Origin of the sequence: Qipengyuania sp. NPDC077563, from assembly GCF_044901345.1 — a bacterium.
GTDB classification, from domain to species: domain Bacteria; phylum Pseudomonadota; class Alphaproteobacteria; order Sphingomonadales; family Sphingomonadaceae; genus Qipengyuania; species Qipengyuania aestuarii.
In genome coordinates, this window is the sequence record NZ_JBJDPC010000001.1 from 688,164 (window position 1) to 700,478 (window position 12,315).

Annotated in this window: 16 protein-coding genes; 2 read left to right on the forward strand and 14 right to left on the reverse strand. The window is 58.6% G+C overall.

The genetic code is table 11. From position 1 onward, the window contains the following. Positions 1-116 precede the first annotated feature (116 nt). Together ACI2I1_RS03385 and ACI2I1_RS03390 are read left to right on the forward strand one after the other, a co-directional pair. Entirely contained in the window at positions 117-623 is a 507-nt protein-coding gene (locus tag ACI2I1_RS03385; RefSeq protein WP_404677901.1) for a hypothetical protein, read from the forward strand. Then, entirely contained in the window at positions 613-1,341 is a 729-nt protein-coding gene (locus tag ACI2I1_RS03390) for a hypothetical protein (RefSeq protein WP_404677902.1), read from the forward strand. Before ACI2I1_RS03385 ends, ACI2I1_RS03390 begins: the two co-directional genes overlap by 11 nt. Before the next feature lie 176 nt (positions 1,342-1,517). Here ACI2I1_RS03390 and ACI2I1_RS03395 read toward each other — a convergent pair whose 3' ends face one another. From ACI2I1_RS03395 to ACI2I1_RS03460, 14 genes are all read right to left on the reverse strand, one after another. After that, entirely contained in the window at positions 1,518-2,603 is a 1,086-nt protein-coding gene (locus tag ACI2I1_RS03395; RefSeq protein ID WP_404677903.1) for a phage major capsid protein, read from the reverse strand. Positions 2,604-2,870: 267 nt separating this feature from the next. Beyond that, positions 2,871-3,116 (reverse strand): hypothetical protein, encoded by a 246-nt coding sequence (locus ACI2I1_RS03400; protein WP_404677904.1) that lies wholly within the window; start codon positions 3,114-3,116, stop codon positions 2,871-2,873. Then, on the reverse strand, positions 3,113-3,349 hold the full coding sequence (locus ACI2I1_RS03405) for a hypothetical protein (RefSeq protein WP_404677905.1): 237 nt from the start codon (positions 3,347-3,349) through the stop codon (positions 3,113-3,115). The genes ACI2I1_RS03400 and ACI2I1_RS03405 overlap by 4 nt, the downstream gene beginning before the upstream one ends. A 10-nt stretch (positions 3,350-3,359) precedes the next feature. Next, positions 3,360-3,833 carry a hypothetical protein gene (locus ACI2I1_RS03410; protein WP_404677906.1) on the reverse strand — a complete coding sequence of 158 codons (474 nt, stop codon included), beginning with the start codon at positions 3,831-3,833 and terminating at the stop codon, positions 3,360-3,362. Between the two features lie 78 nt (positions 3,834-3,911). After that, positions 3,912-4,220: an HNH endonuclease gene (locus ACI2I1_RS03415; RefSeq protein ID WP_404677907.1), complete on the reverse strand. Its 309-nt coding sequence runs from the start codon at positions 4,218-4,220 to the stop codon at positions 3,912-3,914. Positions 4,221-4,222: 2 nt separating this feature from the next. After that, positions 4,223-4,552 (reverse strand): hypothetical protein, encoded by a 330-nt coding sequence (locus tag ACI2I1_RS03420; protein WP_404677908.1) that lies wholly within the window; start codon positions 4,550-4,552, stop codon positions 4,223-4,225. 328 nt (positions 4,553-4,880) lie between these two features. Beyond that, positions 4,881-6,902 carry a VapE domain-containing protein gene (locus ACI2I1_RS03425; protein WP_404677909.1) on the reverse strand — a complete coding sequence of 674 codons (2,022 nt, stop codon included), beginning with the start codon at positions 6,900-6,902 and terminating at the stop codon, positions 4,881-4,883. Next, positions 6,899-7,213: a hypothetical protein gene (locus ACI2I1_RS03430; protein WP_404677910.1), complete on the reverse strand. Its 315-nt coding sequence runs from the start codon at positions 7,211-7,213 to the stop codon at positions 6,899-6,901. Before ACI2I1_RS03430 ends, ACI2I1_RS03425 begins: the two co-directional genes overlap by 4 nt. 253 nt (positions 7,214-7,466) lie before the next feature. Next, positions 7,467-8,960, reverse strand: a complete 1,494-nt coding sequence (locus ACI2I1_RS03435; RefSeq protein WP_404677911.1) for a tyrosine-type recombinase/integrase — start codon at positions 8,958-8,960, stop codon at positions 7,467-7,469. A gap of 392 nt (positions 8,961-9,352) precedes the next feature. Beyond that, the gene (locus tag ACI2I1_RS03440) at positions 9,353-9,913 is read right to left on the reverse strand and encodes a hypothetical protein (RefSeq protein ID WP_404677912.1); all 561 of its coding nucleotides are present in this window, start codon (positions 9,911-9,913) and stop codon (positions 9,353-9,355) included. A gap of 92 nt (positions 9,914-10,005) precedes the next feature. Next, positions 10,006-10,509: a hypothetical protein gene (locus ACI2I1_RS03445; RefSeq protein WP_404677913.1), complete on the reverse strand. Its 504-nt coding sequence runs from the start codon at positions 10,507-10,509 to the stop codon at positions 10,006-10,008. After that, positions 10,506-11,132, reverse strand: a complete 627-nt coding sequence (locus ACI2I1_RS03450; protein WP_404677914.1) for a hypothetical protein — start codon at positions 11,130-11,132, stop codon at positions 10,506-10,508. Before ACI2I1_RS03450 ends, ACI2I1_RS03445 begins: the two co-directional genes overlap by 4 nt. A 2-nt stretch (positions 11,133-11,134) precedes the next feature. Then, entirely contained in the window at positions 11,135-11,665 is a 531-nt protein-coding gene (locus ACI2I1_RS03455; protein WP_404677915.1) for a hypothetical protein, read from the reverse strand. 105 nt (positions 11,666-11,770) lie between these two features. After that, entirely contained in the window at positions 11,771-12,295 is a 525-nt protein-coding gene (locus tag ACI2I1_RS03460; RefSeq protein ID WP_404677916.1) for a hypothetical protein, read from the reverse strand. Positions 12,296-12,315 lie beyond the last annotated feature (20 nt).

Here is a 12,315-nt window from a genome sequence, read left to right on the forward strand (position 1 = left end):
GCCAGACGCACTCAGCTAGACCGCTTCTGATAATGTGGAATAAACGAGCTAAGAAATTGACAAGCAATTATTCGCTCATACCGTCTGCCCAATCAAATTTAGGCGGGGCCGGGTAGATGAGCACTAAGATACAGATGCGAGCTGGAGAGGTCGAGTTTACCTTCGAAAGCGACAACTCCATCTCTGTGACAGAAGCACAGCAATTTCTCGAGAAGATACACGATATTGCGAAGTCTGTGGGGCAGCCGAAGTCAGCGACGAGCGCCGTGACCGACAGCGTTGAAGAAAATTCAAGCACCCAAGAAGCACACAAACAAAGCGGTGCACCGCTTGACCTCCACGTCAACTCAGTAGCCGAGCAGTTGGGGGCGAAGAGCGGTCCAGAAGTTGCGATGGCAGCGGCAGCCTTCCTTCAGCTGGTAGAAGGAAAAGAAAGCTTCTCACGGAAAGAGCTGCTTGAGACGATGAAGGAAGCGACAAACTACTATTCGCAGACTATGAGCAAAAACCTATCCGCAACATTGAAAAATCTGATTGGATCAAAGCTTACCCAGTTGAAGAGTGATCGGTACGCTATAAAAGCAGTAGAGCTTTCAAATTTGAGGTCGCGACTTGCTGAGTGAAACTGATCTTAAGCAGTGGCTGCACCGCGATCTGCGACAACTCGACAAACTCTTGCTAATACTGGCTACTTTCGACGTGCCGGTTAGTGTAGCAGGTATTCGGGAGCGAGCCGCAGAGGCAGGTCTGAAGATAGGCAAAAGCTGGAATCCTTCTGCAACCCTAACACGCAGCAAAGGTCTGGCGATCAAAGTTCCCGAAGGATGGGAAATCACTGATTCTGGCAAGAGCCATTTGCGCAACGTAGGGGTGACGACACTCAGCCCGGCTGCGGTGATCGTCGCTGATGGTTTACGCGCACATTTGGACAAGATCGCTAATCCTACGACACGCAGCTTCGTCGAAGAGGCGATTAAGTGCCACGAAAGCGAATTGTACCGCTCGGCAATAGTTATGTCATGGATAGCTGCGGTCGACGTTCTTCATAGGACGGTCGTGGCTAAGAAGCTGGCAGCTTTTAACGCCGCGGCGAAAGCAGTGGACTCGCGCTGGAAAGATGCAACCAACGCGGATGGCTTGGGCCGCATGGGTGAACATGAGTTCCTGAATCGCTGTGCCAGCATCGGTTTGATCGGGAAGAACCAGAAGGAAGAATTGCTAAAACAACTGAAGCTCAGGAATGGGTGCAGCCATCCGAACAGCCTCAGGGTGGGCCAAAACGCGGTTGCCAACCATATTGAGATCCTGCTTTTGAATGTCTTCGAGCCGTTTGCGGATTAGTGGAGACGTAAACAAGCTCGCACTCTCGTAACGCCCTCTATCAGCGAACGAAAAGACGAGAGCGGCCATGACGACTGAACCGCTCCCGCCTCCCCGAGGAAACGCGGGTGGCCAAGGAAATAAACCACCCGCTTTCATCCGCCGGCCACTAGCGAGGATTGTGGCTGGCAGGCTAATTAGGTGACGTTGCCAAAGTCACCGTAGATCAGCGCATCGGGTCGCTTGGTGGCCAATCCGACGCGTTCTTCGCCCAACACCGTCACAAGGTTGTCGGTGAAGTCAGTGCCGGAGAAACCGACTTCGACCCTCGCCGTCCAACGGTCGTAAAGCGTCTGCTCAGCGAAAGCGCCGAGCAGGAACTTATCGACCGGCATGGCCGGGGTGACAGCCACCGGCAGGCCGAACAGGCTCGGCTGAACCGTGGTCATGGGGCTGCCGAGGATATATTCGCCGTCCGCATTCTTCGCCATACGCATCCGCCACCAATCGGACGGGTGCATAATGATCCCATCAGGCGGAATGTCCGTCAGAGTTGCTTGAAGAATGGCCGAGCCGATTGTGTCAATCTCGGTTGGATCGACCAACCCTAGGCTGTCCGCATATGCGGTTGCCTGCGGCACCATGCCCTCGAGGTTCTGCCCGCCAGCACCGAATAACAGTTCCTGCTCCTCAACCAGCGCGAGGCCGTATCGCAGCTCGCTATCAATTATCCCCTCCAGTTGCGGAACATCTGACAAGGCTTGGCGGCTCGCCTTGATGTAGTGCGCGATGACGCGCAGCGGCACTTGCTTCAATTCGTATTGAAGGGAACTTTCCGGCTTCGGCTGCGCCTCTTCGGTTACAGCAGCATTGTTGGTTCGACCGACCTGTTCAGCGTATTCCACTGAACCGCCGGTTTCTACTTGGACTACGTTCAAAAGACTCCGCACCAAGAGGCGCTGCTTGGGCATGCCCAAAACCTGATCGCGCTTCGGCACGGACATTCCGCCTGCAGATCCATCTGCATCAGCAGTGGACGTCGTGAGAGCCGCTCGGACTTCCAAAGAGGTCCGTCCACGGCTGCTCTCCAAGTCGGCCAATTCGCCAGCGCGGGTGTTGGTGAACTGCCGCCCCCAGCTATTGCCGAGGTCGCTGCCGCCATCGCCTCCACCGCGAACCACCTTTTTCTCGATGTCTTCCAGCCGTGCGACCAGTCCGTTGAGCATCTTGCTATTCTCGGTGCCGATGCGTTCGATCGTGTTGTTTACTTCATCAATTGTCATTTTAGGTCTCCGTCGCACGCGCAGCTAATCGCGAACGCGCGCCATCAATTTGAAAAGTGAGGTGGAAACCGCGTGACCGACAGCGCTCAGCATGAAGATCGGCAGTTGACGGCCAGCGCGGGGCATGACCCGTTTTCTCAAGTGCAGGAGCCGGGAGAGGGCCAGCGCGGAGCATGACCAATCCTGCTAGCGCCACAGGAGAACTAGAGTATTATGCGCCATCCAGCACTGAAAGAAAAGGAATATGTTGCCATTTTGTTCTCACCCTTAATTTTGTTTCTGTTCGAGCAAATCCGCGCCGTGCTTATCAATCTGGTCAGCCATATTGGCGAGCCAGATAGAAGTGCGCTGCGGTCCATAGTGACCCAAGGCTTGCTCCGAGAGAGCGAGTAGCAGTGCTGAAAGAGCAGCATTGGTGGAAACCCCGGCAACTTCGAGCGAGTCCAGCCAGGCCTGCATTTGCTGGCACAGCTGAAGCATTTCGATTTCTTCTTGGTTCGGGACCACTTTCATTCTCCTGCTGCGACTGGGGCAATCGCGATCACGTGAAGGTGCTTGATCGTGTTCGCCAATTGATGGGCGCGGGCACGCGCGACGCCTCTTGCGCGCATCGCGTCTTCCAAGTCTCGCGTGGTCATCGGACGGGAAACTAGGTCGAGCATTTGCAATGCCCCGTCGCGCTGTTCGGCGGTCATGGTGTCGAGCAGCGCGTATGCTTTGAGCACCGGTATTTGGGCATAGGTCATGATATCTTCCTTAAGCGAGTAGATCGTCGCGGCCAGAGCCAGAGCTGCGCAGGCCTTGTTCGGCGCGGCGGTTGGCATCGCGCTTGCGCGCGGCTTCCTCAGTGCGACCACCGGCCTTTGCGCGTCCGGTCAGGGCGAGCGAGCGGCGCATGGCCAACACCTGGCCCAAGAGAGAGGTGACGACGCGATTGCGGGGGTTCTGAACGGAGGTGCCGTTGTCGCGCTCGATTACGTGGCCCTCGGCGCGCTGTAACCGCTGCTCGAACTCATACTGCGCCATGGTGCGCGCCAACATCGCTGCCAGTTCCAACTGATGTGGGGTCCAATCGGCCTTGGCATACTCATCCACGATGTTGTGAAAGAACGGCCATGCAGCGTCCGACAAAGGCACGTGATCCGGCGGGGCCAGTTCGGTGTCGGCAGCGGCGAATATGCGGTGCAAGTTGTCGGTACTGTCGTTTCGAGTTTTGCGGGGTTTAGGCACTCTCAGTCTCCTTATTTAGCGATTTGGCGGTTTGTATTTATTTCAATGAAGGGCGGCGGTTCGCTGCGACACAGGCTCTCAACTTTCACTTCCCGCCCCTCCTATCGGCCATCCATCCAGCCCGATTGTCGGGCGCGGTCTGCCGCCGTTGTCGCGCGTTGTTTTGTTGATGTGGCAGGGGGTACAAATGGATTGAAGATTGTCGAGGTGGTCTGTCCCGCCCTTCGCCTTGGGCAAGATGTGGTCCACTTCTGTTGCCGGGGTTATGCGTCCCGATGCGCGGCAAGGCTGGCACAGGTACTGATCGCGGGCTAGCGCGGCCTTGCGCGCCCTTCCCCACTTGGCACCGTAACCGCGAGCCTGTCGGCTTTTGTTGGACCAAGCCATGACTAAGCCTGCTTCTGGGCAGACCGCTGCCCGGCTGACCGCTTCTGGCCAGAACGCTGCCCTGCGGCCTGCTTCTGGGGCAACAGTTCCTGCGCGCGACGCACTGCCTCGATTGTTTCCAGAGAGACGCCCAACAGGTGCGGGGCCACACGCGCGATACGCTGGACTTCCTCGTGGGATACCTCCACCTCTATGCAGTAAAGTGAGTCGCCGCCGGGTTGCAGCACTCCGAAGCCGCCGGGTGGATAAAGGCTCAACTGCCAGCGCAGTTCGCCCATGGGCTTCGCCCGAATGATGCCGATGTTCTCATAAATGTTGCCGTTGATATTCATGATTTGTTCTCCGTGTTGATGGTGTAAATCCAGCGAACCCCCTTTCGCGCAGAGCGAACCCCCCGAAATGGGGAGTGGGGGTTCGGGTAAAGTCGATGATTTCGCTGAGAAATTCGGGGGGCGAACCCCCTCGAACGGTGGCGAGCGCGGCATTCTCCTAGAGTAGTCGCGGCCTTCCCTCGGCCTCCCCGCCCCCTATCCCCTATATTTCTTCTTTTAGGGAAAGAGGGGGTTCGGAGGGGTTCGCCCCATTCAAAGGCGCGGGAAAGCTGAGGAAAAACGAACCCCCTCAGGGTAGGTTCGCAGAGGGTTCGGAGGAGGTTCGCCATCACATTTCCTCCGCGTTCGGCTCGGCATCTGGGTAAATCCCGCCGAGTTGCGGCTCCCCCTTCACCCAAGCCAGTTGCGGTTGCCCATGGATGCGTAGCTTTCCTTTCGGGCGCTCCCACCCAAGAGCCTGCATAACTGCCGAGAGCCGAAGGTTGTGGTCCTGCCCCCGGCGGGAAGGATCAGACATTCCGACCATCTCCCAGACCTGCCGCGCCGCCAGCTTGCCAGTCACACCTTCAAGGCGCGGGGCAAGTATCTCGAACCAAGGGTCCGCAATCTCGCGCGCGCTCTGCTGCTCACCGGCCATCGCCCAAAGTCGTTCGGGCAGGCGAATAGCCGCACCTTGCGCTTCCAAATGTGCAGCCTCGGCCCAGAGTTGCTCCCGGTCCTTGCGCAGTGCCTTCAGGTCGAACTTTTCAATCGCCACCGGCCAGAAGCGCCGGTTGCCCGTCATGTCGCGGAGATATTGCTGATCGTTCGTGGTCCCGAAGAATATGCACTCCCTCGGCTGCTCCGTTGGCATTCGCCCATACGCCAGCCGCGCCTTGTCCACCCGGCGTGAAAGCATCGACTTAACACTTTCAATTTCGCCCCGGCGCATCCCCTTCATCTCGGCAAGTTCCACGAGCCACCGCCCGCTCACCTGTTCGATCACCACCTTTGAATCTGCATTCAGCGGTAGATCGTCCGCGAACCATTCTTCGCGCACTGCCATGATGGCCAAGGCCGAGGATTTATTCGTGCCTTGCTTGCTTTCCAGCACGACCATTTCGTCGAATTTGCATCCCGGCTGCCGCACGCGGCGCACCGCTGCCACCAGCACTAGCTGCCCGACGGCCCGCACATATTCGCTGTCCTCGGCACCGGCATAAGCCACTAGCCAATCTTGGACGCGTGGCACCTTGTCCCAAGTCAGAGTGTCAAGATAATCCCGCACCGGATGGAAGCTGGCTTTCAGCGCTTCGTTGGTGACTATCTCGTACCAGCGTTCCTTGCCGAAAGGCAGGTTGAACTCTTCCTCCACGCGCAGCCGCATACGGGTGAGCGCAGCATCGTCCAGCAGCGGTCCAAAGTCTGCCAAACCAGATACCAGGTGTCGCCGGGCAAAGGCGTCGTAGGTAACAGTCACGCCCATCTTGCGGAGTGCGACGCGGGCATTCTTCTGGCTGCGATGAGGCTTGCCATTTTCGTCAGTCGAAAATTCGCCGTGTTCAGCAGCCCATTGAGCCGGGTCAGTGACAGCCTGTTCAGCGACCAGCGCCAGCAAATCTTCCACACTGCCCCCAGCATCCAACCAATCCGATACGTCTCCGCATTCGGACAGGCCGGGCAGGTCTAGCGCCTTCACACTCGCAGCCACCGGATCGAGCATGGGCAGCAACCTCGCAGTGCGTTTGCGCCCCTTGTCGTCATTGTCGGTCAGGATCACGATGTCGCGCCCCGCTAGGGTCGCATTGAATTCACTTCGCCAACTCATCGCGCCCTTGGGATTCGTGGTAGCGAGCAATCCCGCATCCCACAGGCGATCAACGTCCTTCTCGCCCTCGCAGATGAAAATAGGCTCATCGGGTTGCTCGGCCATCGCCTTGAGCAATTCCGGCAGGCGATAGAGCAATTCCGGCTCGTCGCCGGTCCCTTTGCGATAGTGGTCAATGGCCGGATAGCGATAAGTCTCGCCAGCGTTCTGCGCATCGGCCAAGTCACTCATGCCGTCCACGCGTCGACCTTGCCAGAAGACCTTGCGGCCATCTGCGCGCCGCCCTTTCAGGACGGTGTAAGCCTCCCGGCCATCAGCATGGTGATAATGATATTCGCGCTCAAGTTCGGTCTGCCAGTCCCATCGGGGCCGGTCGGGATCGTCGAACTCGAAGGAGCCACTGCCCCCTTTTCTTTCGTTCCAATTCGAGCGATAACCTTCCTCGCGACCCGTCTCCACGGAAGCTTTTGCCCCTGCCCCGGCGACCACCGGGGTGGGGGTTTCATCTTCCGGAGGGCCGGTGCCTTCGTCGCCCCGGCTCATTCGGCGGCCTCCCTTTCAACAGGGGCCAGTCCGCCATCGACTAAGGCTTCAAGATCTTTCAGCCGGTAGCCAGTGACTTTGGGAGTGAGCGTGACGCGCTGGGGCCAATTAGGCAGGCCTTGCTTTTCCATTTCCCGTAGGGTCTTTTTGGTCACGCTGAGGAAGGCAGCGGCCTCGTCCAGCCGCATTAGCGTGTGGCCAGAGATTTGCTTGACCGCCTCGCGGGCGACCATTGCTTGAAACTGGAAGCGTTCTTTCTTGGCCAACCATTCGTCGTGATCGGCACCTTCTCGGTGCTTGCGTGCAGGCATGAGTCATCATCCTTCAAAGAGGCTTGGGCCTCAGTGGGTTTGATGATGCCCGGTTTGATGGGTCGGCACCCTGCGCTGCTGCGCGGTAGCATCGGTTTGCTTTCAGCGGTCGAACCGCCGGAACAGAACTATGCGCCAACTTTCCAAATTTGAAAAGTGTTTAAACTCAATCGTATACCACGCAATACCGCACGCAAGAGCGGAAGCGACTGATTCACAAGCGAATAAAAATGGGTGGCGAGCGGCTCGGCAGCTAACCCGATCTAGCGGGCATCGCCACAACATTGTCGGCTGCCTCGGCCTCGCCCACGATCACCATGAGCTTGCGCGCCCACCAATCCAGCAGTTCACGCTTGCGGAGCCGGTAGCGCCGCTGCAGATCGCCGTGATCGTAAGCCTTGGTCACGCCCACGGTGATTTCGTGGTTCACGGTCGCCTGCAAAACGTCGATGGGCGCGGACCAGACCACTTCGCCGTCTGCATTTTCTTCGCCGTCGCGGGTGCGAGTGATGAAGGTGTGCCGCAAGTCATGAATGCGCCAAGGTTCAAGGTCCGCGCTTTCAATCTTGGCCAGCGCGCCTTCTTTCACCGACTGCAAATCTTTCCGGGCAAATCCGCGTCCGAGAACCAAATCCCATTCCTCATCCGTCACCCCTGCCCGGTTCCCCTTCACCAGCCGGTCCAGCTTGGCCTTCAGCTTGTTCCAGCCGCTGATAGGTGTTGTGCCAGTGTCCGAGGGGAAAACGAGGTCGGTCGGCTTGACCCCTGCCCCTGCCTCATCGGGCCGCGCCAGCGCCTCACAGGCAGAGAGGGCTTGCTTGAGGATAGCTAGGGCAGGCTCCGAGAGCGGGACTTCGTGCGCCCCTGCCCTGTTTTTCACGCGCTCGGCGGGCAGGATAAGCAGTTTCCGGTCCCAATCGACTTCCTGCCAGCGCATGGCCGCGATCTCCGTTTTGCGCTGTCCGGTCAGCATGAGCAGGCGGATGATGGAGCCGAATGGCCAGCCCTGTTGACCGCAGGCACTCCAAATGTCGCGCAGTTCGTCGTCCGTCAGCGAGCGTGTCAGCTTCTTAGGCGGCTGGCGATTGGTCATGCCCACAGTCGGCACAGCACCATGGAACAGGCCGCGCGCCTTCGCAAAGTTGAATGTGCCGCGAATTACCTTGAGCGTTTCGTCTACTGGCCCGCCCTCTTTCTCTAGGCGCGTCAGCAGTCGCGCAACCATGGGCGTAGTGATCTCGGACAAAGGGTGCTGGCCAAGGTCCGGCAATACGCGCTGCGCTAGCAATCGCTCGCGGGCAATCGCCGTGGTCTGCGTGACCGGACGCTTGCGCCCGCCGACTAGCTGGCCCGCCTTCATCGCCTGCACATAGGCTTCCGCTACTGCCTTAAACGTGCCCGCTTGCTGTTCCGCTTCCGCTTGTTCGGCAGCGGCCTGTTCCTCCGCCACCTTGTCTTTGAGGGCCACCCCTTCGCGCGTAGCAGCGAGAAAGTCCCTGGCCATTGTGCGCGCCTCGGCAACGCCCATTGTCGGCCAATGTCCGATCACCTTGCGCTGCTTGCGGTCAGAGCCTTTTTGATTGGTGACGACTGCCCATGACTTCTTGCCCGTCGCTGTCACCCAGAGGAACAGCCCTGTCTCAACATCGCTGATGGACTTTCGGCCTTTGGCGGGGCGCGAAACTTGCTCCACCGCTTTGTCGGTCAGGTAGGTTTTGGCGTAGGTTTTCTTCTTCGGCGCGGCCATGGTAAATCTCCAAAAGGAACCTTTTGGCGACCTTTTGGAGAGTTTTTCAAAGTTCTCGAAAGGTTGCCTTCTGCCGACCATCTCTCTCGGAACTGTCAAAAAGCAAAGCTATTTCGTGGGTTAGCGGTTGCTTTCCGCCGTTATCGTTCGCGTCCGTTGCTTGTGAAGTCACCCTTCACACGGGTGGGGTCGCAAGTTCAATCCTTGCCGCGCCCACCATCTTTTCAGATACTTGGAAGCGATGCTCTGCGCTTCCATGAAAAATCCATGAAAGTACTTTGGTGAGCATCACCTAGCTTTCAAGCGAAACCTCAATGGCTCCTGTTGATGTTCAAGAGAACGAACGGGGGAGGACGCCAACGGCCTGATTCCCGTCGGGTCCGGAGTCGGCTCTATGAAGATAGGGGCTCAGATCGTGACGGATGCCCCCAATAGGTTTCCATAAGCACGGAAGCTAAGCGCAGAGCATCTGCCGCTGCACGATGAGGTACGCGGTCGTGCCGAAGCCGATAAGCGAAATGGCAATACTGATCCGCAGTGAAGTCGTGCGTGAGGGTTTGGAAGTCGAAAACTCTGAAACGCTGCTCTCGGCCAGAAGCTTCAAACAGCGTGTCGAGCCAATCCTGATCGTAGCGGGGAGCATCGGTGGCAACGATCGTGTCGGTGCCGAGCAAACCGTTGAGCCAGTCACAAACCTCTTCCACAGGTTCACCCTCACGCTGCACGCTCTCGAGAGAAATGCCGTGCACCGCTTCAGACGACTTCGACCACACGCCGGTATCGAGCCACTCCTTGGTCGGTCGGATGAGCTTGGCACCGATACCAATCGGCTCGGAAGGTCCGCGAACGAGCGCCACACCCACTTCGATCGGATAGCTTCCCGCCTCCAGCGCCGATGCTTCGACGTCGAGGATCGCAATACGCCGGTCGGTTCGGTTGAGGATGTTCTTCATTTCTATTGTTCTCTTTCTTATCTCACGGAAATGCGTGGTTGCCCTCGCCCGGTCCTGCTGGATCAGGCAGAGAGCCTGCGGGCAGCAAGCCGTCACGATCGATTTTCATGCCACTGACCGAGATAGAAGAAGCTCGCTGGGGCATTCTGGCCTTGATCGAACTTCTGGAGAGTCTGGCGGAGCTGCGGCGAGATGAAGGTCTTGGAGAGCGGAAAGTCTCCAAGTCCCGCCTTCACCGTTGCCCCGTTGGCAAGCGTGTGCCCGATGAGAGCTGCCAGCTGCCGGCGGAACTCATCCTCATCCCGAGCGAGGCCGGCCGCGAAATAGACCGTGTGACCCGAGCCCGTTGCTAAGTCACTCACCGTTCCAAGGTAGATACGCCTCGGAGCATTCCTTTGGACCTCGGTGATCTCCCAAGGATACGGAATGAGTTTAAACGGGTTCTCCCCGTCCGCGTATGGCTGGACCTCCCCGCTCGCCAGTAGCTGGCGAGCGAGGTCGACGGTGGCCTGCAACTTGTCGAGTTCATCCGGTCCCTTGCGCGCCAGGTGCTCCGCAAGGAAGGCTGAGGGAGCAGCTTCTTTTTTTTCGCTCATGCTGCCTCATCCACCCAGCTTTTCTTGTGTTCGCGCCAGGCAGCGAGCGCAGCTTCGTAACCGCGATCGCTGCACAGGTCGGTGCAGGCACCGCCGAAGCCGTTGATGGTGATTTCCCGGGAGAGAACCGCGCAATGGATGTGATTGCCCTGCCCCTTGAGGCCGGCGAGGCCCGGGATATGGGCGATCAGGACCGTCGCGAAGCGATGCGCGAAGTGATGACGCGCGTAGCTGCGCACGCGTTCGAACCCGACATGCCATGCTTCGGCCGGATCGAGCATGATCTTCACGTGGATCATCGCGTGCTGTTCATAAGGCGGGAGAGTATCGTCGAACCGGTCCACCAGGGTTCCGTACCTGCCGAGATCTCCCGGAGCCGTCGGGGGGACAAGCAGATCGCACCTGGCCGCGCACCCGAACCGGCTGTCCTCACCGGGAAAAATCTTCTTGTTAAGCCAGGGTTCCACCCCAACCCTATTCTCCCGTCCCTTGTACCAAAAGCGCGAAAACTCGAAATCGGGATGCTCGTCGCACCGATGGTGGACGAACATGTTCAGTTTGGTCTGCGGCGGTTGAGCCGCGTCCTCGCCGGTGTCGATATCGTTGGAAGTGATCTTGGCCATGATTAGAACCTCCCTTCGAAGGAAGGAGCTTCGATGGCGCGAAGGATGCCGGAGTAGCGCTCCGAGCCATTGGCGTAAGGAGCGCCTTCGCACGCTTCGAGCCCGTCCTCATTCAGGCAGAAGTACGGGCCCGAGGCCCGCGCGGGCACCAGCCACATGTCTCCGCCATCGCGGCGCCAGGCGAGGAAATCGCACAGCCAGCTCTGGCTCCCTGCCATCAGTACGTCGAACGAGGCACCCAGGAGCGGATCGAACCGCAGCAGCACAAGGTCCATCTGCAGGAACTTGGCGAGAGCTTCGCATTCGGGGAAGAACAGCGGTCGGTCACAAGATGTGGCGGTGACCACCACGCTCGCGCTCCGATCGGCATAGAACCCGTCCGCAGTGTGAGCGCTCATATCTTCGCCCTCGCACGAAAGTCCGGTTGCGCTCAGGAAGGCGGCCATTCGGCTAAGCGTTCTGTAGGTCCTGTAGGTAGTGGGCGGCAGCAAGGGTTCGCCCTCGAGAGGGCGTTGCAGGGTAATCATATTCACGTTGGATAATCCTTCGGGGGAGGCCGCTCTGGCCGAGCTCGCCCTCCCCACTTTATTTCATAATCTACTCGGCCTTACCGCCGAACCTTCACTTCATTCTTGGGATCAGCCGGGCCGGTTATCGGCCCCTTCCTCCAGAAGCAGCGCCGTCGCTTCGGCGATACCACGATGCCGGTCGGCTTCATCGGCCCAAGGTCGAGCAGCTTTGCGCAAATCGCGGTCGAACTTGAAGCACGTGGAATTGTCGGCGACCGTGTCTTCATCCCGGATGAGATAAAAGCCGCTTTCCCTTTCAAACCATGGCCGCATGGACGCGAAGCGTTCCGCTTTGCCGTTCTCTGCGAACAGCACCGTGAAGTCAGGAATTTGTCCACCGGCAGGCTCGATCAGACATCGGACGCCAAGGGCGGATGTGCCAAGCATCGCGATGCCCCTCGCCATTTTGTCAGAAGCCAGGCTGACGCCTGGCATGAGGACGAGCGACCGGGCGACGCTGGAGGAACTTTCGTCATCATCTGGTATCAGGATCTGGTCACCAGCGATTTCGTAGGCGATGAGCTCGCCAAGGTTTTGACAGATGAGCAGCGCGACTGCGTAAGGCGCTGTGCCGTTCACATTTTTCTTTGTCATGGGAGTCTCAAGGCGGCGCG

What these genes read in the sequence shown, in the direction of transcription:
- ACI2I1_RS03450 (WP_404677914.1), bottom strand. Translation starts at nt 11,132, where the DNA reads ATGGCCAAGATCACTTCCAACGATATCGACACCGGCGAGGACGCGGCT.
- ACI2I1_RS03405 (WP_404677905.1), bottom strand. Translation starts at nt 3,349, where the DNA reads ATGACCTATGCCCAAATACCGGTGCTCAAAGCATACGCGCTGCTCGAC.
- ACI2I1_RS03400 (WP_404677904.1), bottom strand. Translation starts at nt 3,116, where the DNA reads ATGAAAGTGGTCCCGAACCAAGAAGAAATCGAAATGCTTCAGCTGTGC.
- ACI2I1_RS03445 (WP_404677913.1), bottom strand. Translation starts at nt 10,509, where the DNA reads ATGAGCGAAAAAAAAGAAGCTGCTCCCTCAGCCTTCCTTGCGGAGCAC.
- ACI2I1_RS03440 (WP_404677912.1), bottom strand. Translation starts at nt 9,913, where the DNA reads ATGAAGAACATCCTCAACCGAACCGACCGGCGTATTGCGATCCTCGAC.
- ACI2I1_RS03395 (WP_404677903.1), bottom strand. Translation starts at nt 2,603, where the DNA reads ATGACAATTGATGAAGTAAACAACACGATCGAACGCATCGGCACCGAG.
- ACI2I1_RS03420 (WP_404677908.1), bottom strand. Translation starts at nt 4,552, where the DNA reads ATGAATATCAACGGCAACATTTATGAGAACATCGGCATCATTCGGGCG.
- ACI2I1_RS03385 (WP_404677901.1), top strand. Translation starts at nt 117, where the DNA reads ATGAGCACTAAGATACAGATGCGAGCTGGAGAGGTCGAGTTTACCTTC.
- ACI2I1_RS03425 (WP_404677909.1), bottom strand. Translation starts at nt 6,902, where the DNA reads ATGAGCCGGGGCGACGAAGGCACCGGCCCTCCGGAAGATGAAACCCCC.
- ACI2I1_RS03460 (WP_404677916.1), bottom strand. Translation starts at nt 12,295, where the DNA reads ATGACAAAGAAAAATGTGAACGGCACAGCGCCTTACGCAGTCGCGCTG.
- ACI2I1_RS03435 (WP_404677911.1), bottom strand. Translation starts at nt 8,960, where the DNA reads ATGGCCGCGCCGAAGAAGAAAACCTACGCCAAAACCTACCTGACCGAC.
- ACI2I1_RS03430 (WP_404677910.1), bottom strand. Translation starts at nt 7,213, where the DNA reads ATGCCTGCACGCAAGCACCGAGAAGGTGCCGATCACGACGAATGGTTG.
- ACI2I1_RS03415 (WP_404677907.1), bottom strand. Translation starts at nt 4,220, where the DNA reads ATGGCTTGGTCCAACAAAAGCCGACAGGCTCGCGGTTACGGTGCCAAG.